Source organism: Sphingosinicella sp. SM1-17 (assembly GCF_056821765.1).
The window spans coordinates 1,513,323-1,538,898 of sequence record NZ_JBPDIO010000001.1 but is presented as its reverse complement, the minus strand read 5'-3'; the positions used below and the strand labels follow the sequence as shown (position 1 = coordinate 1,538,898).

23 protein-coding genes are annotated in these 25,576 nt (G+C 65.7%); 16 read left to right on the top strand and 7 right to left on the bottom strand.

Features of this window, described 5'->3' with window-relative positions; all coding sequences use genetic code 11:
- The first annotated feature begins 1 nt into the window (after position 1).
- Both prsR and ACRYLT_RS07700 read left to right on the top strand, forming a co-directional pair.
- A complete protein-coding gene (gene prsR / locus ACRYLT_RS07705; RefSeq protein ID WP_482665421.1) occupies positions 2 to 1,360 on the top strand; it encodes a PEP-CTERM-box response regulator transcription factor in 1,359 nt (452 codons plus the stop codon).
- Entirely contained in the window at positions 1,357 to 3,264 is a 1,908-nt protein-coding gene (locus ACRYLT_RS07700) for a tetratricopeptide repeat protein (protein WP_482663500.1), read from the top strand. Before prsR ends, ACRYLT_RS07700 begins: the two co-directional genes overlap by 4 nt.
- Before the next feature lie 24 nt (positions 3,265 to 3,288).
- Here ACRYLT_RS07700 and ACRYLT_RS07695 read toward each other — a convergent pair whose 3' ends face one another.
- Positions 3,289 to 5,070, bottom strand: coding sequence for an ABC-F family ATP-binding cassette domain-containing protein (locus ACRYLT_RS07695; RefSeq protein ID WP_482663499.1), 1,782 nt, complete (start codon positions 5,068 to 5,070; stop codon positions 3,289 to 3,291).
- A gap of 117 nt (positions 5,071 to 5,187) precedes the next feature.
- On the opposite strand from ACRYLT_RS07695, the gene ACRYLT_RS07690 reads away from it, so the two are divergent.
- From ACRYLT_RS07690 to ACRYLT_RS07680, 3 genes are all read left to right on the top strand, one after another.
- Complete coding sequence (locus ACRYLT_RS07690; RefSeq protein ID WP_482663498.1) at positions 5,188 to 5,601, top strand: response regulator transcription factor; 414 nt, start codon at positions 5,188 to 5,190, stop codon at positions 5,599 to 5,601.
- 98 nt (positions 5,602 to 5,699) lie between these two features.
- Positions 5,700 to 6,233, top strand: coding sequence for a DUF4199 domain-containing protein (locus tag ACRYLT_RS07685; protein WP_482663497.1), 534 nt, complete (start codon positions 5,700 to 5,702; stop codon positions 6,231 to 6,233).
- A gap of 60 nt (positions 6,234 to 6,293) precedes the next feature.
- Positions 6,294 to 7,277: an LLM class flavin-dependent oxidoreductase gene (locus ACRYLT_RS07680; protein WP_482663496.1), complete on the top strand. Its 984-nt coding sequence runs from the start codon at positions 6,294 to 6,296 to the stop codon at positions 7,275 to 7,277.
- On the opposite strand, the gene ACRYLT_RS07675 is transcribed toward ACRYLT_RS07680, so the two are convergent.
- Positions 7,212 to 7,862 (bottom strand): phosphatase PAP2 family protein, encoded by a 651-nt coding sequence (locus tag ACRYLT_RS07675; RefSeq protein ID WP_482663495.1) that lies wholly within the window; start codon positions 7,860 to 7,862, stop codon positions 7,212 to 7,214. The two genes, ACRYLT_RS07680 and ACRYLT_RS07675, sit on opposite strands and share 66 nt — an antisense overlap.
- Before the next feature lie 122 nt (positions 7,863 to 7,984).
- On the opposite strand from ACRYLT_RS07675, the gene ACRYLT_RS07670 reads away from it, so the two are divergent.
- Positions 7,985 to 8,410, top strand: a complete 426-nt coding sequence (locus ACRYLT_RS07670; protein ID WP_482663494.1) for an ester cyclase — start codon at positions 7,985 to 7,987, stop codon at positions 8,408 to 8,410.
- The gene (locus ACRYLT_RS07665) at positions 8,407 to 9,030 is read left to right on the top strand and encodes a TetR/AcrR family transcriptional regulator (protein WP_482663493.1); all 624 of its coding nucleotides are present in this window, start codon (positions 8,407 to 8,409) and stop codon (positions 9,028 to 9,030) included. Before ACRYLT_RS07670 ends, ACRYLT_RS07665 begins: the two co-directional genes overlap by 4 nt.
- On the opposite strand, the gene ACRYLT_RS07660 is transcribed toward ACRYLT_RS07665, so the two are convergent.
- On the bottom strand, positions 9,023 to 10,639 hold the full coding sequence (locus tag ACRYLT_RS07660) for an amidohydrolase family protein (RefSeq protein WP_482663492.1): 1,617 nt from the start codon (positions 10,637 to 10,639) through the stop codon (positions 9,023 to 9,025). The genes ACRYLT_RS07665 and ACRYLT_RS07660 overlap by 8 nt on opposite strands.
- Positions 10,640 to 10,760: 121 nt before the next feature.
- Between ACRYLT_RS07660 and ACRYLT_RS07655 the strand changes: the two genes are divergently transcribed.
- The 7 genes from ACRYLT_RS07655 (at position 10,761) to ACRYLT_RS07625 (ending at position 18,788) form a co-directional block, all read left to right on the top strand.
- Complete coding sequence (locus tag ACRYLT_RS07655; protein WP_482663491.1) at positions 10,761 to 11,048, top strand: PepSY domain-containing protein; 288 nt, start codon at positions 10,761 to 10,763, stop codon at positions 11,046 to 11,048.
- Positions 11,049 to 11,165: 117 nt separating this feature from the next.
- Complete coding sequence (locus tag ACRYLT_RS07650; RefSeq protein WP_482663490.1) at positions 11,166 to 11,831, top strand: response regulator transcription factor; 666 nt, start codon at positions 11,166 to 11,168, stop codon at positions 11,829 to 11,831.
- 152 nt (positions 11,832 to 11,983) lie between these two features.
- Complete coding sequence (locus ACRYLT_RS07645; protein ID WP_482665420.1) at positions 11,984 to 13,321, top strand: sensor histidine kinase; 1,338 nt, start codon at positions 11,984 to 11,986, stop codon at positions 13,319 to 13,321.
- A gap of 99 nt (positions 13,322 to 13,420) precedes the next feature.
- The gene (locus ACRYLT_RS07640) at positions 13,421 to 14,434 is read left to right on the top strand and encodes a polyprenyl synthetase family protein (protein WP_482663489.1); all 1,014 of its coding nucleotides are present in this window, start codon (positions 13,421 to 13,423) and stop codon (positions 14,432 to 14,434) included.
- Positions 14,431 to 16,878 (top strand): ATP-dependent helicase HrpB, encoded by a 2,448-nt coding sequence (gene hrpB / locus ACRYLT_RS07635; protein ID WP_482663488.1) that lies wholly within the window; start codon positions 14,431 to 14,433, stop codon positions 16,876 to 16,878. The genes ACRYLT_RS07640 and hrpB overlap by 4 nt, the downstream gene beginning before the upstream one ends.
- Before the next feature lie 92 nt (positions 16,879 to 16,970).
- Positions 16,971 to 18,131, top strand: coding sequence for a sensor histidine kinase (locus ACRYLT_RS07630; RefSeq protein ID WP_482663487.1), 1,161 nt, complete (start codon positions 16,971 to 16,973; stop codon positions 18,129 to 18,131).
- A 357-nt stretch (positions 18,132 to 18,488) separates the two neighbouring features.
- On the top strand, positions 18,489 to 18,788 hold the full coding sequence (locus tag ACRYLT_RS07625) for a hypothetical protein (protein ID WP_482663486.1): 300 nt from the start codon (positions 18,489 to 18,491) through the stop codon (positions 18,786 to 18,788).
- A gap of 177 nt (positions 18,789 to 18,965) precedes the next feature.
- Here ACRYLT_RS07625 and ACRYLT_RS07620 read toward each other — a convergent pair whose 3' ends face one another.
- Entirely contained in the window at positions 18,966 to 19,598 is a 633-nt protein-coding gene (locus ACRYLT_RS07620) for a TetR/AcrR family transcriptional regulator (RefSeq protein WP_482663485.1), read from the bottom strand.
- A gap of 71 nt (positions 19,599 to 19,669) precedes the next feature.
- Here ACRYLT_RS07620 and ACRYLT_RS07615 point away from each other — a divergent pair, with 71 nt between their 5' ends.
- A complete protein-coding gene (locus tag ACRYLT_RS07615; protein WP_482663484.1) occupies positions 19,670 to 19,996 on the top strand; it encodes a hypothetical protein in 327 nt (108 codons plus the stop codon).
- Positions 19,997 to 20,108: 112 nt separating this feature from the next.
- Here the strand turns inward: ACRYLT_RS07615 and ACRYLT_RS07610 are convergent, their stop codons facing one another.
- From ACRYLT_RS07610 to ACRYLT_RS07600, 3 genes are all read right to left on the bottom strand, one after another.
- Positions 20,109 to 22,451, bottom strand: coding sequence for a putative bifunctional diguanylate cyclase/phosphodiesterase (locus ACRYLT_RS07610; RefSeq protein WP_482663483.1), 2,343 nt, complete (start codon positions 22,449 to 22,451; stop codon positions 20,109 to 20,111).
- 119 nt (positions 22,452 to 22,570) lie between these two features.
- Positions 22,571 to 24,499 carry a M1 family metallopeptidase gene (locus tag ACRYLT_RS07605; protein WP_482663482.1) on the bottom strand — a complete coding sequence of 643 codons (1,929 nt, stop codon included), beginning with the start codon at positions 24,497 to 24,499 and terminating at the stop codon, positions 22,571 to 22,573.
- A gap of 191 nt (positions 24,500 to 24,690) precedes the next feature.
- Positions 24,691 to 24,933, bottom strand: a complete 243-nt coding sequence (locus ACRYLT_RS07600) for a hypothetical protein (protein WP_482663481.1) — start codon at positions 24,931 to 24,933, stop codon at positions 24,691 to 24,693.
- Between the two features lie 259 nt (positions 24,934 to 25,192).
- Here ACRYLT_RS07600 and ACRYLT_RS07595 point away from each other — a divergent pair, with 259 nt between their 5' ends.
- Entirely contained in the window at positions 25,193 to 25,525 is a 333-nt protein-coding gene (locus ACRYLT_RS07595) for a hypothetical protein (protein ID WP_482663480.1), read from the top strand.
- Positions 25,526 to 25,576: the final 51 nt, after the last annotated feature.

Below are 25,576 nucleotides of genomic sequence, written 5' to 3'. Positions count from 1 at the left end.
CATGCCTGTGAAACCCAAGCTGCTGATCGTCGAGGACGATGAAGGGCTGCAGCGCCAGCTCCGCTGGGCCTATGACGATTATGAGGTGCTGATCGCTTCCGACCGCAATTCGGCCGTGGATCTGATGCGCTCGGCCGAGCCGGCCGTGGTGACTCTCGACCTTGGCCTTCCGCCGGACCCCGACGGGGTCACCGAAGGCTTTGCAGCGCTCGATTCCATCCTCACTTTGAAGCCGGATACCAAGGTGATCGTCGCGTCCGGGCATGGCGCCCGCGAAAGCGCACTTCGGGCGATCGCTTCCGGAGCTTATGACTTCTATCAGAAGCCGGTCGACATCGACCAGCTCGGACTGATCGTCCGCCGCGCCTTTCAGCTCCACGAGATCGAATGCGAGAACCGGCGGCTCGAAGGCCAGGTGGCCGAGGACCGCACCGTGCTCGGCACAATGATCACCGCCGCTCCGGAAATGCTCAAGGTGGCGCGAACGATCGAGCGGGTTGCGGACACCAACATCTCCGTGATGCTGCTCGGCGCAAGCGGCACGGGCAAGGAGCTTCTGGCGCGGGGGCTGCATCAGTCGAGTCCGCGGCGCAAGGGCGCCTTTGTCGCCATCAACTGCGCCGCCATTCCGGAAAACCTGCTCGAAGCGGAGCTGTTCGGCTACGAGAAGGGTGCCTTCACCGGCGCGATCAGGACCAATGAGGGCAAGATCGAGCTGGCCCATGGCGGGACCCTCTTCCTTGACGAGGTCGGCGACATTCCGCTGCCGCTCCAGGTCAAGCTGCTGCGGTTTCTCCAGGAACGGGTGGTCGAACGGATCGGCGGGCGAAAGCCGATCGCGGTGGACACGCGAATCGTCTGTGCGACTCACCAGAACCTGGAGGAGATGATCGCCGCCGGGACATTCCGCGAGGATCTCTATTATCGGCTGGCGGAGATCGTCGTCCGGATCCCCGGCCTCGCCGAGCGGCCGGGCGATCCCGCATTGGTGGCCAAGCATTTCCTCGCCCGGTTCGCCCGGGAGATGAACCCGCAGGTGAAGGGCTTTGCCCCCGGTGCACTGGCGGCGATCGAGAAGTGGCACTGGCCGGGCAATATCCGCGAGCTCGAGAACCGGATGAAGCGGGCCGTGATCATGGCCGAGGGCAAGCTGATTTCCGCCGAGGATCTCGATCTTGCCGAATCCCCGGAGGAGTGCCTGGCGGTGAACCTCAAGGCGGTTCGCGAGGAGGCCGATCGGCGCGCCATCCGCAAGGCGCTCGCCCAGACCGACAACAATATCTCGGCCGCGGCAAAGCTGCTCGGGATCAGCCGGCCGACCCTTTACGACCTGCTCAAGCAGTACGGACTTCAGCCATGAAAGGCCGCGTCCTCGTTGCCGCCTTGCTCCTCCTCGCCGCCGGCTGTGGCGGAGCGGACGGGTCGCCTTTTGAGCGCGGCGTCGTTGCCTTTGAGGCGGGGGATGTGCGGACCGCCCGGGTCGAGTTCATGAACGCCCTCCAGGCCGATCCGGGGAACCGCGACGCTCGGATCATGCAGGCGCGAGTCCTGCTCGCGCTCGGCGACGGAGCGGCCGCCGAGGCGGAAATCGTTCGTGCGGTGGAGACGGGCCTGCCCGCGCAGCAGGTGGCACATCTGCTCGCCCATGCCAGACTGTTGCAGGGAGACGCCGAAGGAGCGCTGGACAAGGCCGAAGCGGCCACGCCCGATCATGCCGCTTATGCCGCCCGGATCCGTGGCCGCGCCTTGATGATCCTCGGCGACCAGGACGGCGCTCGAGCCGAGTTCGACCGGGCGCTCGCAGCGGCTCCCGGCGATTCCTGGGTGTGGACCGACATCGCTCGATTCCGCCGCTCCAACGGCGAGATCGCCGGAGCCATCGAAGCCGCCGACCGGGCGGTGGCCGCCCGTTCCAACAATGTCGAGGCGCTTGTCCTTCGCGGCGAGCTGACCCGAGGCCAATATGGTCTCGCGGCGTCGCTGGCCTGGTTCGACCGGGCACTCGAGATTGACGGCGGCAACCTCGCCGCACGGGTCGAGCGGGCGAAGACCTATGGCGAACTCGGGCGGATGAGCGAGATGCTGGCCGATGCCCGCCAGCTCCATATCCAGACCGGGGGCCATCCCACCGCTTACTATCTTCAGGCGGTGCTCGCCGCCCGGGCGCGCGACTTCGGCCTTGCGCGCTCGCTCTACGACCGGACCAATGGTGCGTTCGACGGGACTCCGGCGGGGATGCTCCTGGCGAGCGCGATCGACTTCGGAATGGGGAATGTCGAACAGTCGGCGGCGCGCCTCGCCCGACTCGTCGAGCGCCAGCCCGGCAATCGCCGGGCGCGCCGACTGCTCGCTGCCGCGCAATGGCAGAAGGGCAATGCGGCCGCCGCCGCGGAGACCCTGCGGCCGATCGCGGACAGCCTCGATGCGGACAGCTACAGCCTTGCCTTGATGGGACAGGCACTGGCCCGGCTCGGCGACGGGGCCGGCGCTTCCCATTATCTCGCCAGGGCGGCTCGGCCGCAGCCTGCGGCACTGGCCGCCATCACGCCGCCGGGCGAAGCGGCTTTCGCCCAGCTTCGCCGGGAGGCGGCCGAGCAGCCCGAGCACGGGCCTACCCAGGTTCGGCTGATCTCGGCACTGCTCGCCCAGGGCCTCGGCGACGAAGCCCTGCAGCGGGCGCGCCGGCTCCAGGCGGCAAATCCCGGGGCACCGGAAGCCCATATCCTGGCCGGCGACGCACTCGGCATTCGGGGCGATTTCCGATCTGCCGCGGATCAATATCGCCGCGCCGCCAATCTTGCCTTCAGCGAGGCGGTGGCTCTTCGCCTGATCGAGGCGCTGCAGCGTTCGGGCCAGCCGGCGGCGGCCGACCAGGTCCTTGCGCTTTTCCTTCGCCAGAACCCGCGCAACGTCCCCGCCCAGTTCCTCCTCGCCGGGCGGATGATGCAGGCGGGCGACTGGCAAGGCGCGATCCGAGCCTATGAAGGGCTTCGCCGCCGGCTCGGCAATCAGGACGCGACGATCCTCAACAATCTTGCCTGGGCCTATTCGGAGACTGGCGATTACGAGCGGGCCCTGCCGCTTGCGCGCCGCGCCTGGGCGCTCAACCGGGACAATCCGGCCACGACCGACACGCTCGGCTGGATCCTGTTCAAGAGCGGCACCGACCGGGCCGGCGGGCTTGCCCTGCTCGAACGGGCCGCACGAGGTGCTCCGAGCGACGCCGCCATCCGCCAGCGTCTCGAACAGGCGCGGCGCGGCTGACCTCGGGTAAGCCGACCGTCTGCCTCAGCCGGCCAGAGCTTCCGCCTGCTCGGCGAGTTCCAGCCACCGTTCCTCGGCGGCGTCGCGTTCCTTGCGGGCGCGCTCGATCGCGGCGGTCAGCCGGGCAAAGCGATCAGGATCGCGCGAATAGAGATCGGGATCGGCGAGCAGCGCCTCGTTCCGGGCAATCTCTGCCTCGAGCTCCTCAACCCGTTTCGGCAGAAGCTCATAGTCGCGCTGATCCTTGTAGGTCAGCTTGGTGCGTTGCGGCGCTGGCGCCGGCGCTGTTCTGGCCTGCCCCTGCGCTTTGGGAGCCGGCTTGCTCGGCCGGCGCTTGCGCTCCCAATCCTCATAGCCGCCCGCAACGATGTCGACCCGGCCGCTGCCGTCCAGACCGAGGGTTATCGTCACCGTCCGGTCGAGGAAGTCGCGATCGTGGCTGACGATCAGAACCGTCCCGTCATAGTCGGCAATCACCTCCTGGAGGAGGTCGAGCGTCTCCATGTCGAGGTCGTTGGTCGGCTCGTCGAGCACGAGCAGGTTGGAGCGGCGAGCGAACTCCCGGGCGAGCAGCAGTCGCGAACGCTCGCCTCCTGAGAGCGAGCCGATCTTCGCGTCGACGAGTTCGGGTTCGAACAGGAATTCCTTCAGATAACCCTGAACATGCTTCTTGCTGCCGCGCACTTCGATCCAGTCGCCGCCGTCGGCGAGGATGTCGCGGACCCTCTTGTCGGGGTCGAGCAGCCGGCGCTGCTGGTCGATCATGATGCCTTCAAGGGTCTTCGCTCGGGTGACCGTTCCTTCGTCGGGCTCGATCTCCCCCGTCAGCAATTTCAGAAGGGTGGTCTTGCCGGCGCCGTTGGCGCCGACGATTCCGATCCGGTCGCCGCGCTGAATTCGAAGCGAGAAATCCTTGACGATGGCGCGATCGCCGAAACGCTTGGTGACCCGGTCGGCTTCGATCACCATCTTGGTCTTCACATCGTCGTTCGCGAGGGCGAGCTTGGCCGTTCCCGCTGGTCCGAGCATCGCCGCCCGGGAGGCCCGCATCTCCTGAAGCTTGGCGAGCCGCCCCTGGTTGCGACGGCGCCGGGCGGTCACTCCGCGCTGGAGCCAGTGGAGCTCCAGTTTCAGCTTGGCGTCGAGCTTCTCCGCCGCCCTCGCCTCTTCTTCATAGACCTTCTCGGTCCAGGCTTCGAAGCCGCCATAGCCGACCTCCGCCCGTCGAAGGCTGCCCCGGTCCAGCCAGAGCGAAGACCGGGTAAGGCGCTTGAGAAAGGTTCGGTCATGGCTGATGACGATGAAGGCGCCGGTATAGCGGGACAGCCAAGCCTCCAGCCATTCGATGCCCGCAAGGTCGAGATGGTTGGTCGGCTCGTCCAGCAGCAGAACGTCCGGCTCCTGCGCAAGCGCTCGGGCGATTGCCGTTCGGCGCCGCTCGCCGCCCGACGCGGTCGCCGCCGGTCGATCGAGATCGAGGCCGATCTGGTCGGCGATCGCGTCGACGGCATGCGCCGCCGGAGCGTCCGGTCCGGCAAGGGCGAAGTCGCGAAGAGTTGCGAAGGCGGTGACGGCCGGATCCTGCTCGAGCAGGACGACCCGGGTTCCCGGCACGATCGTTCGACGCCCCTCGTCCGTGTCGATCGTTCCGGCCAGGCATTTGAGAAGGGTGGTCTTGCCGGCGCCGTTGCGGCCGATCAGCGCCAGCCGGTCGCGGGCGCCGACGAACAGGTCGATACCCCGGAACAACCAGCCTGATCCCTGGACGAGACCGAGATTTTCATAAGCAAGAACAGGTGCGGACATGGCGCCGCAGATAGGGTGTCCAAGGGTTCGCGTCACCCCGCCACCTCCAGGTCATCCGCGCCTTGCCGGGCTGCCGAACGCTGGTCCGGCCGCACCTTTTCTGGCAATTTCCTGCGAATGGCGCGGACCATCCTTCTTTATGCGCTTGCTCTAGCCGCGGCGGCCCTCGCTCTGCAGTGGCTCGAATATCGCTATCTTACCCGCACCTTCACGGCCGAAATCTACGTCGCCCTTGTCGCTGTCGCGTTCATCGTCCTCGGCATCTGGCTGGGCCGCCAGTTGACGCCCCGGCCCGTCGCGGCGGAATTCGTCCGAAACGAGGCGGCGATCCGCGCGCTTGGGCTGACCGAACGGGAGTGCCAGATACTGGCGATGCTCGCCTCCGGCCGCTCCAACAAGGAACTGGCGCGCGATCTCGACATCTCGCCCAACACGGTGAAGACGCATGTTGCGCGGGTCTATGAGAAGCTGGAGGTGCAGAAGCGGGTTCAGGCCATCGAGAAGGCTCGCTGGCTGTCACTCATTCCCTGATCCGGACGGGCGAGAAGCGCCAAATCACCCTTTCGGGCGATAGCCTCGAACGCTTGGGCCGACGTACCAATGGGGGCTCAACCGAAGGGAGAAGGCAGATGAAGTATCCGCTCGTTTATGGGGGACTTTCGGGAGCCGTCGTCATCGCCATCGCCTCCGTTGTGGCCTTGGTCGACCTGCCGAGCCATTTCGAGACGGCCTGGTTCGGATATCTGGTCATGCTCGTGGCGCTTTCGCTGATCTTCGTCGGCATGAAGCGATATCGGGACATCGAGTGTGGCGGTGTGATCAAGTTCGGACGGGCGTTCCTCCTCGGCCTGGGCATGGCTGCCGTCGCGTCGCTTGTCTACGTGCTCGGCTGGGAATCCTTCCTGGCGTCCACCCGTACCGACTTCATCGCCGAATATGGCGCCAGCACGGCGGCTCGGATGCGGGCGGACGGCGCGTCGCCTGCGCAGATCGAGGCCGCGCTTCGTGAACTGGCTGAATTCGGCGAGCGCTATCAGGATCCGCTGTTCCGGATCTCGATAACTTTCAGCGAGATTTTCCCGGTCGGGCTTCTCGTCGCTCTGGTTTCCGCCGCGCTGCTTCGCAATCCGCGGGTACTGCCGGCGCTCCGATCCGCGGCCTGATTTTCTGCATTCCAATCTCGGGCGGCTGGTCAGCCGACCGGAACTTCCCATATCCTCTGGATGATTCCCTTTTCCGTTCTGGACCTCGCCCCGATCGTCGAAGGCGGCGACGCTGCCGCCGCTTTCCGCAACGCCCGTGATCTCGCTCGTCACGCCGAACGCCTCGGCTATCGGCGCTTCTGGATGGCGGAGCACCATTCCATGCCGGGCATCGCCAGCGCCGCCACGTCGGTCGCGCTCGGCTATGTCGCTGAAGGAACGCGCTCGATCCGGATCGGCGCCGGCGGGATCATGCTCCCCAACCATTCACCGCTCCAGATCGCCGAGCAGTTCGGAACTCTCGAGTCGCTCTATCCCGGCCGGATCGATCTCGGTCTCGGCCGAGCTCCGGGAACGGACCAGGCGGCCGCTCATGCGCTTCGTCGCAATCTCGCCTCCGACCCCAATCAGTTCCCGCGCGACGTCGTCGAGCTGATGAACTATTTCAAGCCGCCGGAGCCGGGACAGCGAGTGCGCGCCATCCCGGGCGAGGGCCTCGACATCCCGGTCTGGATCCTCGGATCGAGCCTGTTCGGCGCTCAGCTCGCGGCGATGCTCGGCCTCCCTTATGCCTTCGCTTCGCATTTCGCGCCGCAGCAGATGATGGAGGCGATCCGAATCTACCGCGAGAGCTTCCAACCGTCGGAGCAGCTCGACCGGCCCTATGTCATGCTCGGCTTCAACGCCTTCGCCGCCGAAACGGACGAGCAAGCGGCCCTGCTTGCCACTTCCGTCCAACAGGCCTTCGTGAACCTGCGAAGCGGCCAGCCGACGCCGCTCAAGCCGCCCGTTCCCGGCTATCTCGAGTCTCTTCCGGAAACTCAGCGGGCAGTCCTCGATCAGCTTCTCTCCTGTTCGGCGATCGGCTCGCCCGGCAGGGTGAAGGCCCAGATCGAGGCTTTCGTCGAGCGCACCGGCGCCGACGAGCTGATGATCACTTCACAGATTTTCGACCATGAGGCCCGCCTCCGTTCCTACGAGATCGTCGCCCGCTGCTTCTCCTGAGGAGTCTCCGCCGCGCCCGAGGACCTTGTCCACCAGCCACTCGGCAGCGACGCCGAGCGCAAGCCCGGCGCCGACATCGGTCGGATAATGGGCACATCGGGGGATCTGAGCCAGCGCGATCAGGCCGGCGGCAGTCAGCGCCGGCGCCCGATACTGAGGATATTCACGAACGAACGCGTGGGCGACCGCCGCCGCACCGGCACTATGGCCGGAGGGAAAGCTCGTCTCCTCCTTGCTGCTCGCCCGGCCTGGCTTGATCTTATGGCCTTCGCTTCCGCTGGCGCTTCTCGGGCGGGTTCGATCGATCCGCGACTTCACGAAATTCTTGGCTGCGGTTGCAATCAGGTGGGCCGCAATCATCCGCGTTCCCGCCCGGGCCATTCGGGGATCGCCGCGAACCAGGCCGCCGGCCAGCAAAGCGCCGGAAATCGCCAGCATCTGAGGCTGGTCGCCAAGCTCGCTGTACCATGAAAGCGCCTCGACGGCCCTGCGTTCGCGATGCGGCTGGACGACGTCGCGGGCGAAGCGATCGAGATCCATCAGAGCGCCGGCGGCCTTCTTCTTCTTTCGCTTCTTCTTGCTCATGAGCGCGAGAACCGCCGAGCGGATGCTCGGTGCCGTCCCCTGAATTGAGAATCTGTTCTTGCTATGAGACATTAGTCTCATTAATGAAGCACTCGGGCGGGCGAAAGGCATCAGGAGACTGAATGATGGCGCTGACGCGGGAGCAGATGGACCGAAAGCTCGACGAGCATTTCGGCTTCGAAATGCGGGACGATGTCGAAGGGGTGCTCGCCACCCTTGCCGATCATGTGGAGCATGATGTGGTCGGCTGGCCCACTGGCCCGGTGCGTGGGCGGGAATCGGTTCGGCCCTTCTACGAAGCCCTGTTCGCCGACCTCGCCGATGGTCAGGTCCGAAGCCTGAGACGCCTCTACGGCGACGATTTCATGGTCGATGATTCAGTCTGGACCGGTCGGGCCACCGGCCGGCCATTCGGGCTCGAGGGCGGCGGTCGGCCGCTCCAGTTCAGGCTGCTTCACGTGCTCGAGTTCGACGGGGCGGGCAATATCGCTCGCGAGAATGTCTGGATCGACCTCGCTTCAATCCTCCAGCAGCTTCCCCAGCATTGAGCCTGGCGCGGTCGGCAAGTCCGGGACGCGACAACCAGAAGCGCCGAACGCGAAAGGCGCTTCTGGAAGCCGCGTCGCGGCTGATGAAGCAGGGTCGAAAGCCGAGTTTCGACGAAGTGGCTCAGGAAGCAATGGTGTCGCGTGCCACCGCCTATCGCTATTTTCCCGGGATCGAGCCGCTCCTGGTCGAAGCCTCGGTTCATGTGGCGATGCCGGGACCGGACCTGTTCGAGGGCGATCCGAACAGCGATCCGGTTGAACGGGTCGAGCGTGCCGAAGCCGCGGTTCACGACATGATCCTCACCAACGAGACCGCGCTGAGGACGATGCTGATCCATTCGCTCGAACAGGCGCTGAGCGGCAAAAGTGGCGACAAGCTTCCGGCCCGGCAGAATCGCCGGACCCCGTTGATCGAGGAAGCCCTGGCGCCGCTACGCGCGCGAGTCGACGGAGAAACCTGGCATATCCTCGCCTCGGCTCTCGGCCTGGTGATCGGAACCGAAGCCCGGATCGTGTTTCGGGACGTGCTTCAGCTCGACGACGCCCAAGCGCGACGGGTGACGCGCTGGGCGATCCGCGCGCTCGTCGAAGCCGCCAGCCGCGAGCAGAGTCTCAGTTAGACGAAGCGGTCTCGCGAGCCCGCTGCTCAGCCACCATCCGCTCGACGCTGGCGAGCAATGCCCGGGCGTCGTAGACGATTCCGTCCTTGATCGTCCAGCGGACCCCGCCGATCCGCTCGACCTGCTGAGTCTGCGGATTGAGGCGCATGTGCCCGGTCCCGTACAGCACCTTCAGGTTCGCCAGCGGATTCTCGGGAACGATGACGAGATCGGCGAGCATGCCTTCGCGGACCAGGCCGAACGGCGGTTCCTCTCCCCGCGGCTCGTATATTTCACGGGCGCCGTTGATGGTCGCGGCCTGGATCACTTCGAGCGGCGAGAAGCCGGCTTCCTGAAGCATCTCGAGCTCCTGGATGTAGGAGAAGCCCCAGGTTTGATAGATGTAGCCGGGATCCGATCCCACCGTCACCCGGCCGCCCATATTCTTGTACTCGTTGGTGAGCCGCATCCATGCCTGGTAGAACCGGCGCCAGGCGATCTCGTCGGACGTCGTCCAGTCCCAGAAATAGGAACCGTGATGCTCCCGGCTGGGGTCGAAGAAGCGCTGAAGGGACGGCAGGGTGTAGCGGGCGTGCCAGTCGGCATTGCGCGCCCGCATCACGTCGCGACCAGCGGAATAGATGTTGAAGGTCGGGTTAAAGGTCACTCCCCGTTCGAGCTGCCGCTCCAGATAGGATCGCCATTCCGGACTTCCGGGCTCGACGGCCTGGTCGGCGAGCCGGGCGACCTGGCTGAACCGCCATTGCTCGTCGAACATGTTGTAGTCGACCGGGTAGTTCGGGATTCGATGGTCGCGAAGCAGGCTTTCGAAATGGCCGTAGAAATGCGTGATCGAGTGGAGCCCCATCTCGCCGGCGCGGTCGGCATTGACCTCGGCCACGCCTCCTTGAGCGAGGTGCGCCACCGTGCCCAAGCGTAGTCGCCGCGCTTCCTCGATCGCCGCTCGAGTGATGGCCGGCGGATCGTTGAACAGCTTCACCCCGTCATAACCCTGAGCGGCGGCCCAGCGGACCCAGGCCCGCGCCTGCTCGGGCGTGTTGACCGGTCCACCGTTCCAAACGTCGCCAAGTGAAAGATAGGCGAACAGACGCGGCGCAACGATCGCATTGTCGCGGCTGCGCTGGCGATCCGACAAGGACATGTTGTCGGGTCCGAAATAGAGCGACACGCCGCGAACCGTCGTCACTCCATGGGCAAGCCAGAGCCGGTATCCATAGGTTGCGTTCGGGGCCTTGTCGGGATCGCCATTATGGCCATGGGTGTCGACGAAACCCGGGAGCACGTACATTCCGGCGGCGTCGATTTCATGGTCGGCATCGTGCGGCTGCCGGTTCGGCCTTGCCGGAAGGCCCGGCGTGCCCGCAGCGCGGATGCTTTCGATTCGATTGCCCGCAACGATGATGTCGACCGGCCCACGGGGTGGGGCGCCACTGCCGTCGATCAGGGTGGCGCCTCGGATCACGAGCCGGCGGAACGGCCCGACGCCCTCGCCCGGCTGGCGATCGGGCACGCGCTCCATCTGGCGCCGCTCCTGAGCCTCGACCCCAGATCCGGCCAGGCCGGAGCCCGCCAACAAGACGGCAACCGCCGCAACCTTCAGAAACCGCATTCGCTCCCCTCCCCCGCTGTCCAGTGTTAAGACAGGCCTACAGCCGCATTCATGGCTTATTCAATGCCTTGCCGTTATTCGACCTTGCGATCCTTTCTGGAAAAGTCGAGTTCGTGATGTGATGCGTATCTTTCTAGCCTTCGCTGCGGCCGCAACAGTCCTTGCCGCGCCCCCGGCCGATTCGCGCGGCCTTCAGCGCCACCGCGAACAGGACCGCGCCTATCATGCCGCCCAGCAGGGTCAGGTACTGCCGCTGCCGCAGATCAGGGCGCGGATCCGGATCCCGGGCGCCCAGTTCATCGGCGCCGAATTCGATGGCCGAATCTACCGGCTCAAGTTCATGCGCGGAAGCGACGTGATCTGGGTGGACGTGGACGCGCGCACCGGCGCAGTCGTCGCCCGACAATAAGCCAAAGCCCCGGCATGGTGCTGGCGCGCAGGCGCTGCTATTCCCATCTCCTGACTGGAACATTATCCGGGCGTACCGATTGGAACGCGTCCGGAAGGCAGTTCGAAGGGAAAGCACATGCGGGTCCTGATCGTCGAGGACGAACCGAATCTGGTGCGGCAGCTGAGGGCGACGCTCGAAGGTGCCGGCTACGCCGTGGACGTCGCCACCGACGGCGAAGACGGGCATTATCTCGGCTCGACCGAAGCCTATGACGCGATCGTTCTGGATCTCGGCCTGCCGGAAGTGGATGGCCTCACCGTGCTCGACCGGTGGCGAAAGGAAGGGATCAAGGTCCCGGTTCTCGTGTTAACGGCCAGAGACAGCTGGTCGGACAAGGTGGCCGGCCTCGACGCCGGCGCGGACGATTATCTCGCCAAGCCCTTTCAAACCGAAGAACTGATCGCCCGGCTTCGCGCGCTCATCCGCCGGGCCTCCGGCAATGCCAGTTCCGAACTCACGGCCGGTGACGTCCGCCTCGACACCCGCTCCGGCAAGGTCACCCTGAATGGCGAGCCGGTCAAGCTGACCGCGCAGGAGTACAAGCTCCTCTCCTATCTGATGCACCACAAGGGGAAGGTCGTTTCCCGAACCGAGCTGATCGAACATATTTACGATCAGGATTTCGACCGTGATTCCAACACTATCGAGGTGTTCGTCACCCGCATCCGGAAGAAGCTTGGACCGGACGTCATCACCACGATCCGCGGGCTGGGTTACAGCCTCGAGGAACCGAAAGGCTGAGGCGTCGGGCCGGTCACCGGCAATGGCGCCTTCCCTAAGCATGCGTTCATGCGCCTCCCGCCATTGGCGGAGGTGACGGTCGAACCATGAAGCTCAAGAAGTTCTGGGTGCGAAGCGCGGACAGGCGCCGCCAGGGATCGCTCACTCGGCGAATGATCGGGATTGCCGCTCTGTGGATCGGTATCCTGCTCGGCGTCGGCGGTTACGCGCTCGACCGAGTCCTGACTTCCGCCATCACCAACAATTTCGACTCCCAGCTCGATTATGTGCTGACCGGGATGATCGCGTCGGCCGAGATCGGACCTGACGGCGAGGTATTGTTCAACCGCGCTCCCGCCGACCAGAGGTTCCTCGAGCCTTATTCCGGGCTCTATTATCAGATCAGCGGCGATGGCTTCGATCCCTTTCCCTCGCGATCGCTTTGGGACCGGCGGCTTTCGGTAGGTCCGTCGCATGGCGACGAGGACGTCCACTTCTACGACAGCGAGGAGTTCCCGATGGAACATTTGCGGGTCGCGGAGCGGGACGTGCGACTGCCAGGTTCGCCGGTGCTTTGGCGATTCCAGGTGGCGCAGAGCCGCGACATACTCGACGAGGATATCAGCGTCCTTCGACGAACCCTGGTCCGATCCTTCGGAATCCTCGGGCTCGGCTTGCTCATTCTCGCCGCACTCCAGGCGATTTACGGGCTGTGGCCCTTGCGGCGAGTCCGACGCGCCATCGCCGCGATCCGTTCGGGCCAGAAATCACGGATCGAGGAACGCCTGCCGCTCGAAATCGAGCCGCTTACCAACGAGCTCAACGCCCTTCTCGAACACAATGAGAAGCAGGCCGAAGAGGCGCGCCGCCATGCCGGCAATCTCGCCCACGCGCTCAAGACGCCGCTGACCGTAATCACCAATGCGGCGACGGCGCAGAGCCCGGACCTGGCCGACACCGTGTGCCGCGAAGCGACGACGATGCGCCGCCAGGTGGATCACCACCTTGCCCGGGCCCGAGCCATCGGTCGGCGATCGAGCGCCCAGGCGCGCGCACATGTCTGGCCGTCGCTCGAGTCGGTCGAACGCGCGGTCAGCCGCCTTTATGAGAATGTCACGATCGATCTGGCCGGAGACAAGCAGGCAGCGGTGCGGGTCGAGCGTCAGGACCTGGACGAGATGCTCGGCAATCTGATCGAGAATGCAGCCAAATATGGAAACGGCCGAGTCTTCGTGACGGTCAAGACGACTTCGGAATGCGTCGAGATCGAAGTCGAGGATGACGGTGCCGGGATTCCGCAAGCGCAGCGGATCGCCATTTTCGATCGCGGCGCTCGGCTCGACACCGGCAAGCCCGGAACCGGACTCGGCCTGGCGATCGTTCGGGACGTGGCCCAGATTTATGAAGGCTCGGTCGAGCTTGAGGAAAGCGAGGATCTCGGCGGCCTTCTGGCGCGGCTGAAACTGCCGATTGCCGAAATGACCGCTTTGGCCTTTCAGTCCCGACGCTAGTCTCTCGCCGATCGTCCTGGTCGGGGGTGCCGCGGAAGGAGGAGCGGGTCGGACCCGCCCCTTGCCTTTGCGCTCACGAGCGCGCACATCGCCGCCACCGTGACCGCCACCGTTCATCCGATCGGCGCCCCCCGAGCGCCCTCGCTCGAGCCGATGATCCAGCTCGTCGCCGCGGACCTCAACCATGTCAACGCGGTCATCCTCGATCGCATGCAGAGCGAGGTCACTTTGATCCCGGAGCTTGCCGGGCATCTGATCGCCGGCGGGGGCAAGCGCATGCGGCCGATGCTGACGCTCGCTTGTGCCCGGCTGCTCGAATATGCCGGCACCCGGCACCACCGGCTCGCTGCGGCGGTGGAGTTCATCCACACCGCCACCCTTCTCCATGACGATGTCGTCGACGGCTCGGGGTTGAGGCGCGGCCGGCGAACGGCCAACATCATCTGGGGCAATCCCGCCAGCGTTCTGGTCGGCGACTTCCTCTTCTCGCGCTCGTTCGAGCTGATGGTGGAAGACGGAAGCCTCAAGGTGCTCCGGATCCTGAGCCGCGCTTCGAGCGTGATTGCCGAGGGCGAAGTCAACCAGTTGACCGCTCAGCGGCGGATCGCGACCAGCGAAGATCAGTATCTCGAAATCATCGCCGCCAAGACGGCAGCTCTGTTTGCGGCGGCCTGCCGGATCGCCGCCGTCGTCGCCGAACGGGAGGAATCCACCGAGGAAGCGCTGGATGCCTATGGCCGCTATCTCGGCGTCGCCTTCCAGCTGGTGGACGATGCGATCGACTATTCATCGGATGCGGTCACGATGGGTAAGGGGGTCGGCGACGATTTCCGGGATGGCAAGGTGACCTTGCCCGTCATCCTCGCCCATGCCCGCGGGTCGGAGAAGGACCGCGCTTTCTGGCGCGAGGCGATGGAGGGCCGGCGCAATTCCGACGAGGATCTCCGGCAGGCGATTGAACTACTGCACAGCACCGGTGCGATCGCCGACACTCTGGAGCGCGCCCGCCACTATGGACAGCGGGCGATCGACTCGCTCGGCCCCTTTCCTGCTGGCCGAGCCAAGGCCGCCTTGGTCGAGGCCGTCGAGTTCGCGATGGCGAGGGCCTATTGAGCCTTCCTGTCGACGCCGTCCTTCCGGATCTTCTCGCCAGTCTTCGCCGCCAGTCCAATGCCGTTCTCGTCGCTCCGCCCGGTGCGGGGAAGACGACGGCCGTCGCTCCGGCCCTGCTCGATGAGCCCTGGTGCCGGGGCGAGATCCTGCTGCTCTCGCCGCGGCGCCTTGCCGCCCGCGCCGCCGCCGAACGGATGGCCGAGCTCGCCGGGGAACGGGTCGGCGACACCGTCGGCTATGCGACCCGTCTCGATACCAAGCGATCCGGAGCGACCCGGATCCTCGTCCTCACCGAAGCCATCTTCCTGAAGCGGATCCAGGCCGACCCCGAACTCTCCGGAGTCTCCGCCGTGCTCTTCGACGAAGTTCATGAGCGCAGCCTCGACAGCGATTTTGGGCTGGCGCTCGCGCTCGACGCGCAATCGGCGCTTCGCCCCGATCTCAGGCTGATTGCCATGTCGGCGACCCTCGACGGTGCACGCTTTTGCGAGCTGATGGGCGGTGCGCCGCTGATCGAAAGCGAAGGCCGAAGCCACCCGGTCGAGATCGTCCATCTGGGCCGCTCGCCCGACAGGAAGATCGAGGACGAGATGGCTGGCGGCTGTCGTCGAGCCCTGGCCGAGTCGGAGGGAAGTCTGCTGGCCTTCCTGCCTGGCGTGGCCGAGATCGAGCGGACGGCGGAGCGCCTCCAGCCGCTGCCGACGGGGGTCGATCTTTATCGCCTGCACGGAAGCCTCGAGCCCGGGGAGCAGCGCGCCGCCATTGCCGCGCCCCCGCCGGGCCGGCGCAAGCTCGTCCTGGCCACGTCCATTGCGGAAACGAGCCTGACCCTGGACGGGGTCCGGATCGTGGTCGACTCCGGACTTGCTCGCCGCCCGCGCTATGATCGCGCCGCCGGACTGACTCGGCTCGTGACGGAGCGCGCCAGTCAGGCCGCGGTGACCCAGCGCGCCGGCCGTGCCGGCCGACAGGCGCCCGGGCGGGTCTATCGCCTCTGGGAGGAAGCGGCGACCTCCAGCCTTCCGCGCTTCGATCCACCCGAAATCCTGGAGGCCGATCTTTCCGCGCTTCTGCTCGACTGCGCCCTTTGGGGAGTGGCCGATCCACGCCAGCTGCGCTGGCTCGATCCGCCGCCCGCAGCGGCACTCGAGGAAGCCCGCCGCAGATTGCTCGATCTCGGCGCCATCGGCGAAGATGGCCGCCCGACGGCGCATGGCCGGGCAATCGCCGCTCTTCCGCTGCCTCCGCGCCTCGCCCACATGTTGATCGAAGCGGACCGGCGCGGGTGGGGCGAGACGGCGGCAGAGGCGGCGGTTCTTGTCTCCGAGCGTGGCCTCGGTGGCAACGATCCCGATCTCGAAGTTCGCCTCCGCCGCTGGCGGAGCGACAAGGGAACGAGGGCACAGGCGGCGCGGAACCTCGCCCGGCGCTGGCTGAAGCTGCTTCCGGACGCCAGAGGTGGGCGAGGCGAGGTCGGGGCTTGCATCGCCCTGGCGTTTCCGGATCGAGTCGCCCGGCGACGGGGTGCGGACGGCTCGGAATGGCTGAGCGTCGGCGGACGGGGCTTTCGCCTCGACCCCGCATCTTCCTTGGCCCGCGAGTCCTGGCTCGCCGTTGCGGAAGTGAGCGGCACCGCCTCCGGCGCGCGGATCCTGTCCGCCCACTCAATCGATCAGGCCTTCGTCGAATCGCTGTTCGGCGACCGCATCCAATCCGGTGCCGAACTGGTCTTCGATGCCGCCACGGGAAGCGTTCGCGCTTCGCATGGGCGAAGGCTCGGCGCCATCCTTCTGGCGGGAGGCAGCGACAGCCGGGTGGATCCGGCGGCGCTCGAATCGGCGCTCGTGGAGGGCGTTCGCGATCATGGTCTTGACCTTCTCCCCTGGAGCGAGTCTGCGAAGACGCTCCGCCGCCGAGCCGCCTTCGCCCGAAGCTTCGATCCGGCGGTACCCGATCTTTCCGATCCGGCGCTTCTTGCGACCTTGGACGATTGGCTGCCGCCCTTGGTGACGGGAAGGCGACGCCTGGCCGAAGTGGACCAAGCCGCCTTGACGGCGATTCTGGAGGACATGCTCGGCTGGGAAGGTCGCAGGGCCCTCGACCGCCTCGCTCCAAGCCATTTCGAGACGCCCGCCGGCAGTCGGCACCCGATCGACTATGAAGCCGAAGCGGGCCCGACGGTCGCCGTGAGGGTACAGGCGCTTTTCGGGCTTTCAGCCCATCCCACCGTTGCCGGCGGTCGGGTGCCGCTCGTCCTCGCCCTCACCTCGCCCGCCGGACGGCCGATCCAGACGACGCGCGACCTTCCCGGCTTCTGGAAGGGCAGCTGGATAGCAATCGCGAAGGAAATGCGCGGCCGCTATCCCAAGCACCCGTGGCCGGACGATCCCGCGGCCGCCGCCCCAACACTCCGAACGAAGCGAGCCAGCGCGCCGAGGACCTGACCGCTGAGGCCGAAGACGAGGCGACGGAGAGGTGAGGCAGGATCGTTGCGGATCGGAAACCTGTCGCGGGGATCGTCGTTCAAACCGGCGCCATGAAACAGCATGAGAATGAGAGTGACGACCCGTCGAGCCGCCCGCCCGAGCAGCTTCGGCGGGAGCGTGACCGCAGCCTTCTGGATGCCATCGAGACTCTGGCGGGAGCCGCCGGCATCGACGACGTCATCGCCACTCTTCGGAAAACGACCCGGCGCCTGATCGGCGCTGACGGAATCGCCGTCATTCTCCGCGAACACGAGCAATGCTGGTACGTAGAGGAAGATGCCGTCGGGCCGCTCTGGAAAGGCCAGAAGTTTCCGCTCGCCTCCTGCATCAGCGGCTGGGCGATGCTTCACCGCGAGAGCGTCGTCATCGAGGATGTCCGCAACGACGCTCGAATCCCTCAGGAGCTGTATCGGGACACGTTCGTCCGAAGTCTCCTGATGGTTCCGGTGCGGTCGGAGGATCCCATCGGAGCGATCGGCGCTTATTGGAGCGACTGCTATCGAGCCACCGCCTTGCAGGTGGAGCTGCTGGAGCGTCTCGCCCGAGCAACCGCGACGGCCATGGAGAATGTTCGGCTCGTCGCCGCACTGTCCAAGGCGCTGGCCGATGCCGAACTGGCTCGCGACGAGCTCAAGCACAGGGTCAAGAACGCCTTTACCGCGGCCCAGGCTCTGGCGACCCTCACCCTTCCAGCCGAGCATCATCGAGCGCTCAATGCGCGAATCGCCGCGCTCGCCCGAGCCCATGCCTTGCTGGACGAGAAGCTGGCGCACCAGGAATCGATCACCCTGGCCGAGCTGATCGCGGCCGAGCTCGAACCCTATGCGACGGAAAGCCCGGGGCGCCTGGTGCTGAACGGCGACACCGTTCGCCTGGGCAGCGCCCAGGCGGTGGCGTTGGGCCTAGTGATCAACGAACTTGCAACCAACGCCCTCAAATATGGCGCACTTTCCACCCCCGAGGGCCGGCTCGACGTGGGCTGGACTCGCGAGGCGAACCGGCTCGTTCTGAAATGGCGTGAGTCCGACGGGCCCGTTGTTCGCGCCGCCGCGATCGAAAATTTCGGCTCCCGCCTGCTCAGGCGTCTCGCCGAAGGCCAGCTCAACGGGTCACTCCGCCGTGAACTGGGGGAGAAGGGAGTCACCTGCATTCTCGAATTCCCGCTCTCGGCCGCCGCCTCGGCACAGGCCGAGCAAGCCAGCTCGCTTTGAACGGACCTGAACGGCCACGTCCAAGCTTCTGACCTTCGCCGAGCGACCAGAGAAATGGGGGGTGCTACAAATTTCGCAGGCTCGATCAATGCGCCGACCGCTCTAGTCGAGTAAGACAGGCGGGCGGAACGATAAGGCTCAGGGGAAGCGTCCCCGACGCTGCGCGGCCCGCGCCGACAATCGGTGGAACAGGCCCGGTATTGGCGCAGATCGCAGCCTCATCAGCCTGCACGTGGTACTAAGTTATTGAAAACACTGGGTGCGAGTGTTTGGCATGCTTAGTGCACTAAGACGGTTGCGGGTGGAGCAATCCGGCTCGCGACCAGAACGGTCACTTTGCAAGAACAGGAGTTTGTCATGTTCAGAACCAATCTCTCCAGCCTGCGCGGTCCGGCCATCCTTGCTGCCGGAGTCATTCTCGCTGCTGTGTCGCTACCTGCCAGTGCACAGTCCGGAACCAACCTCGCGAACGTCAGCGGCGGCCCTTCGGCCGCGGCGAGCGAACGCAATCGTCCAGCTGATCCGAACAGGAGTGCCGAGTCCGGCGAGCGCAGGATCTGCGTTCGCGACACGCTCACCGGCTCGCGGATGAGTCGCCGGATCTGCAAGACCGCGCGCGAATGGGAGGCCGAAGGCGGCGTGCCCTCCCAGGATTGAGCAACCATTCGGAATTTGCCCCCAGATTGCAGGTTTGGCGGCAGATACGTCCTTCCTCGGCGCGGAAGGGCGTGGGAGGTGGGGCTCGCTTCCGCAGCCTCACCTCCCGATCCTCGCGCCAATCGAACGGCTGTTGGCCGGCGCTTGGGCGCGAACCTCGGCGCTGGAACGGGACCGTCAAGCGAGACGGTCGGCCGCGGCGGCGAGCGTTCTGACGAGCCGAAGGGTACGGTCTGCCAGGGCTCTGAGCTCGGCGCGCGAATAGCCGGCACGGGCACGGCCGGACAGTTCATAGTGATTGGCGGCCATGATCATGGCCAGCGAGCGGGCATCGGCACCTTGCGCGATCTGGCCCGCCTCGATCGCCTTTTCGAAGCGCCGGACAAAGGCGCGGTCGAGCGACTCCATCGCCTCGCGGACGGTGCGTGAAATTTCGGGATCCTGCATCGCCTCGGGCATGGCCGTATTCATCATGAAGCAGCCGGTCCCTTCGCCGGCGCGAGTGAACTTGTCGATTGCGCATTCCGCGATCTCCTCGAGCGATTCGAACAGGTCCGGGATGGCGAACGCTTCCGCGAATTGAGCGCCGACCTCGGCCAGATAGTTGCGCAGCGCCGCTAGGTAGAGCTGCTTCTTGTCGCCGAAAGCGCCATAGAGGCTCGGCTTGTGAAGGCCGGTGGCCGCGGAAAGCTGATCCATCGATGTGCCCGCATAGCCCTGCCGCCAGAAGACGTCCCGAGCCCGATCGAGCACCTCGTCCGTGTTGAAGCTTCGCGGACGCCCCCGCATGACGACTTTTGTACTGTCCATTCCAAAATCCTCTTGCCGCCCGGCTCGCCGTTCTATACGATGCAGTACATAATTATCGGAGGGAGGTCATCATGGCCAGAGCGAATCGCCTTGCGCCGGTCCTGTTCGCGTCCGTTGTCGCCACCGGCTGGGCACTGCCCGCTTCCGCCCAGACCGAAGCGCGCGCCGTCGCCCAGTGCCGTGCCGAGGCACTGCGCCAGTTTCCCGCCGACTCGGTTCAGTCGCACCGAGTGGCCTCCATTTCCGGCAATTCACGTCGGACGAGGGTCAATCTCACGGTGACTACCGATCGGCGCTATACTTTCGAATGCGTTGCCGATGCTCAAGGACGGATCGTCAACGCCGCCTGGGATCCGCCGCTTGGCGGTTCGGCCGGCTCGGCCGCTCAGGGCCAGTAGCTCTCCTCCCGAACGCAGAACTCGACTGGCGCTCGCTGGCGCAACGCATGCTCTCGACTTGAGCCAGGAGCCGATCGGTTCCGAGCAGCACCAGGGCGACTTCGCCCGCTCGTCAGGCGCTCAAGCGCTGCTGAATGCCGTGAACGAGCTCGCTGGCGCGTTCAAAGTCCATCGGCCGACCAAAAAGATAGCCCTGGATCTGGTGGCAGCCGAGATTGCGCATCCGAGTGAAATCGTCGGCGGTTTCCACCCCCTCGGCAGTGACCGTCATTCGGAAGCTCTTGGCGAGCTGGACGATCGACTGGATGATTGCCACGGTTTCGCGATTCTCGGCCGACTCGCGAACGAAGCTGCCATCGATCTTGAGCTTGTGGAACACCGCCTTGTTCAGATAGCCGAGCGAGGAATAGCCCGTACCGAAATCGTCGAGCGCGATTCCGACCCCTAGCGCCCGGAGGCGCTTAAGGACGTCGAGCGCATTGGCGGAATCGCCCATGAAGACGGATTCGGTCACTTCGAGTTCGAGCCGGTTCGACTGGATCCGATATTTGCGGATCGCGTCCGCGACGGTGTTTGGAAGAGCCGGGAAGATCAACTGCTTGGCAGAAATGTTCACGGCCACGGTGATGTGATCGGGCCAGCAGGATGCCGCCCGGCAGGCTTCGTCCAGCACCCAGTCGCCCAGCTCCATGATGAACCCGGATTCCTCGGCAATGGTGATGAACTCGTTCGGCGGCACGATGCCGCGCTTCGGATGGTGCCAGCGGATCAGGGCCTCGAAGCCGACCAGGCTCTGGTCGGCGGCGCTGATAAGCGGCTGGTAGAGCAGCCGGAACTGGCCGGAGCCGAGGCCGGTCTTGAGATCCTGTTCGAGGCGGAGCCGGTCCTCGGCCACGTTGGCCATGTCGGCGTTGAAGAAGCAGCAGGTGCCGCGGCCCTGAGCCTTCGCCTGGTAGAGAGCGAGATCGGCCTTCTGGATCAGATCGTCGACGGTCTGGCCGTCGATCGGCCCGAAGGCACAGCCCACCGAGACTCCGATCCTGATCTCGGCCTTGTCGAGGTGGTAGGGCTCCGCGATCGAGGCGATCACGCGCTCCGCAAGCGTTTCCACCATTCGGCGGTTCTGGGCATCCTTGATCACGATGGCGAACTCGTCGCCGCCCATCCGGCCGACCGTCCCGAACGGCCCCACTTCCTTCACCAGCCGCTGCGACACGCTCTTGAGCACCGCGTCGCCCTTGGGGTGGCCGAACGTGTCGTTGACGGGCTTGAAGCCGTCCAGGTCGAGGAACATGATGGCACAGGGCACGCTCCCGGCGGTAGCGCCGGACAGTGCCTCGCCGAGCAGCTGGCGGACCCGCCCGCGATTGGGCAATCCGGAAAGCACGTCCATATTGGCGAGGTTGGTCAGTCGCTCCTGGGTCCGACGCACCTCGGTGATGTCCTGCCCGACTCCCCGGAAACCCTGGAATTGGCCCGTCATGTCGACGATCGGATCGCCGGACAAACTGATCCAGCGCGTGCCCCGGCGGGTCTTCAGCTCCATTTCCAGATTGGTGAATGGCTGGCGAGCGAGCAGGGTCCGGCCGAGAGCGCTGTTGCCGCCGAGCGCCGCGGGAAGCGAATGGCCGATCAGCTGGTTGGTCGATCGGCCGAGCAGAGCGGTCATTCGCGAAGAAATGTAGACGACGCGATTCTCGACATCCACCTGCCAAAGCCAGCCGACGCCGCGATGCTCATACTCCTTGAGCAGCAGCCGAATAGACTCCGACTGGGTCGTGATCTTGGCCATGTCCTGGAGCTGGCGGAAGCTCCAACGGGTCAGTCGGGCGACGCTGAACGCGCTCACCCCGGCAACGAGCATGAAGGTCAGGCCGATCCGCGGGTCGAGCGATCCGCTGCCGAAATAATAAGCGATGCAGAAGCAGCCGGTGAGGGTTGCGATCCAGGCGATCGCCGCGGCCGGGATTGCGGCCAGAGCGATCGCTGCGGTCACCATCGTCGCCATCGCGGCGCCGATCATCACCTGGGGAACCGGATCCTGGGAGGCAAAGGCGTAGGTCGGGAGCGAGCACCAGAGCATCGCGAGCCCGGCCGCTTCGGCGATGGCGACCCATTTGGAGCGCAACCGCGCGGTTCGGCCATTCGCCCATTCGGCCGCGTTGTGGGCCCGTCGCCACGAAATCCAGTTGCTGAGGATGATGGTGGCCAACCAGCCACCGACGAGCCAGCCCGGCTCGGACCCGAACATGGCCCAGGCGCAGATCAGGGCGGCGGCGCTGGCGGTGATGGCAAAGAAGGGTGCGAACAAGGCGCGCGCCTCGACCTGGCCGTTGTGGAGGTGAGCCTCCCGGAGCCGTTCGCTGGCGACGTCGAAATTGAGCGAGGCGACGCCCGCTTCCGCTTGGTCTTCCGGAACTTGGTCCGCATCGAGCGGAACGGGTGATTGATACATCTACAGCCAGCCTCGTACGCAGTGGCTTGGCCCTACGCCCAGAGGCTTGATGGATCGTTAAACAGGCGGGACAATTCCCCGCGCCGATCCGGAAAAAAGTTCTTCCTGGCGCCTTGGACTTAGCCTTGGCGCCCCATCAGCCGATCGACCGTCGTCGTGGTGACGCTATGATAGCCGGGGCGTGCCTGAGCATAGATCCGCCGGGCGATCGGCTGCCCCCACTGCCCCTCTCCCATCAAGGTCTCGAAGAGAGGCGCGACGAACTTGCGGCGCCCCATCGAGGTCAGGAAACGTTCGGTGGCGGGGACGGCCGGCTCGTAGCGATTGGCAAGTGCCAGTTGCAGCCAGGCGAACAGGACTTCGGCATTGCCGCTCCGGGTCAGCTGGAAGGCCCGGTCGAGGGCCGCCAGCCGGTCCGCCGGCAGTTCGCGCGGCAGCCCGTTCAGGAATCGCAGGCGCTCGGCCGTGTTCCAGCCGGCATAGGGCACGGAAGCGGCATCGCCGCCGCCGTTGAACGCGGCGAGCGCCCGGTCGACCTCGGCGAAGGCCGCCGGATCGGGCCGAGCCGCATTGTCGGGAAGTCCGGGCTGATAAACCCATTCGTCGAGCTTGAGCCTCTGCTCGAGCGCCGCATCGCCGCGCACCAGATGTTGGCGCAGGTCGGCGAGGAAGCGGGCCGAAGTCATCGGCTGGAAGGCATGGCGATCGAAATAGGATCGCAGATAGGAATCCCACCGTTCGCGCCCGACAATATGCTCAAGGGTCCGAAGGAAGATCGCGCCCTTGTCGTAGACGATGCCGCTCACTCCGGAATCGGGATCGTCGCTGGCGTGGAGCCGGGTCGTCGGCGCATTGCGCCCCTCTTCTTCAAGCGCCTTCTGCATCTCGTCCCAGGACAGCGCGGCTTCCTGTGCCGCCCGGCGCGGGCCGTAGATCGCCTCCATGATCCGGTTCTCGAAGTAGGAGGTGAAGCCCTCGTTGAGCCAGCTGTCGTTCCACACCGCATTGGTGACGAGATTGCCCGACCAGGAATGCGCCAGCTCGTGAGCGACGAGGCCGACCAGGCTTTTGTCGCCGGCGATGAAGGTCGGCGTCAGGAACGTCAGCATCGGGTTTTCCATCCCGCCATAAGGGAAGCTCGGCGGAAGAACGATGACGTCGTAACGACCCCAGCGATAGGGGCCGTAAAGCTGTTCGGCAACTTCGACCATCCGCTCCGTGTCGGCGAGTTCGGCGGCGGCACGGTCGAGCATGACGGGCTCGGTCCAAACGCCGGTGCGCGGGCCGAGTTCGCGGAAGGCGAGGTCGCCGGCCGCGATCGCGATCAGGTAGGGCGCGACCGGATTGTTCATCCGGAAGCGATAGGCGCGACGTCCCTCGGCGGCCTCTTCGCCCTCGGGCGGGCTCAACCGTTCGCCCGACATCACCACCTTGAGCGGCGCCGGAGCAGTGATCCGGGCTTCCCAGGTCTGGCGGATACCGGGGCTGTCCTGAGTGGGAATCCAGCTTCGGTTGAGGATCGGCTGTCCCTGACTCAGGAGATAGGGATGGCGCTTGCCGGCCGTCTGCTCAGGGCTCAGCCATTGCAGGGCCTCGGCGTCCGGTCCGGAGCGGTAGCGGACGACGATCCGTTCCGGCGCTTGTCCTCCGGGAAAGCGCACCGTCAGCGGAGCGCCGCGCCGCTCGTCGCCTTGCCCCAGCTCGTATTCAAGCGGCTGGCCCTCGCCGTCGGTTACGGCCTGGATCTCGAGTCCCTTGGTGTCGAGAATGATCTCCCGAGCCCCCTGCGCAGCCTGAACGTCGAGCGTCGCCGTTCCCGCCAGCCGTCGCTCCTGGAAATCGGCGTCGAGATCGAGCGCAACATGGGTCACTCGGGCGACTTCCGGGCGGGCGAAGCTCGACGTATCGCGGGCGTCGGGACCGGTCAGAACCGGTGCGACCCGCCGCTCGGCCGCGGTGTCTCCGGCGGTCTGGCCGTTCTGCTCATTTCCTCCCGCTGCCGTACAAGCGGACAGGATCAGGGCGGCAGCGAGGGCGAACAGGCGCATGACTTAACTCCGTCGGCAACAGCTTGCCGACGTCCTAGGCCAAGGCACCGCGATACGCAAAATCCCGGCTGGCATTGCGGCGAGTGGAAGCGCCAATACGAAGCGGCGCTGTTGCGCATTGGGGGTGAGGACCGAAAGTTCTGTCCCTTCTAAGACGGCCCCCACCCCGCTTTCGGCGTCGTTTCGGACGCCTATTTGAAATAACTCTGAAGCCGCGGCGAAGGTCCGCTGGTCAAAGCCTGCTTCTCCGGCCGGATCCGCCTTTCCCCCGGTCGAGCGGCCCGCTTCGCCGCCTCGGCGCCGTGGCTGGCGAGCTTGAGATAAACGCCGTGCGCCCGCCGAAGCCGCTGCCGTTCCCCCTCGTTGGTTGCTTCCGCAAGCTGCTGAAGCGCCTGATCGGCCTTCGCCTGGTAGTCCTCGGCCGTGCTTGTCATCCCGCTATTCCTTTCAAAGGAGTCGCCGACCGGCGTGGGCCCTTTGCGCGGCACAAGCAAACTTATTCGCCGCAACTCACCAGCAAGGGCGCGTAACAGGGAAAGGCCGGCGGTCATTCGGGCGTGCCGCACTTGGCCCGGCCGGAGAAGTCCCTGGCCGGGCGGAACCTCCACTAAATCCTTTGGGGCCGCCATTTTTCCTGCCGGCCGAGCAAACGAATCATTGCCGATGTTCCTGCTATGTTCCAGGAGCGGCGCCATGTCCTTGCTTCACGAGCAACTGGTCAGGAAGGCACTTGCAGCGCTCAGCGAGATCGCCGACGAATGCGGCGACCAGCCGGCGCGCAGGAGCCTCAGCCTGCGATTCCTGCTGATGTACACCTTCGCCGCAAGTGGGGCCGACCCGAAGAAGAAGTGGATCTGGGACAGTTTCTGGAAGGAGTCCACTCGGCCGCGATCGGCCGATGCCCAGGATGCCTATGTCCGCCGAACCGGCGCCCGCTCGGCGCTGAACGGGATCTGCCGCGAAACCGGCTATTCGCCCGACATGGAGTTTCTGACTCACCTCCAGCGCCAGCGGGAGGAGGGCTGACCGCGAAGACGGTCCAGCTTAACCGATCAGAAAAGAGTCACGATTAGGTGT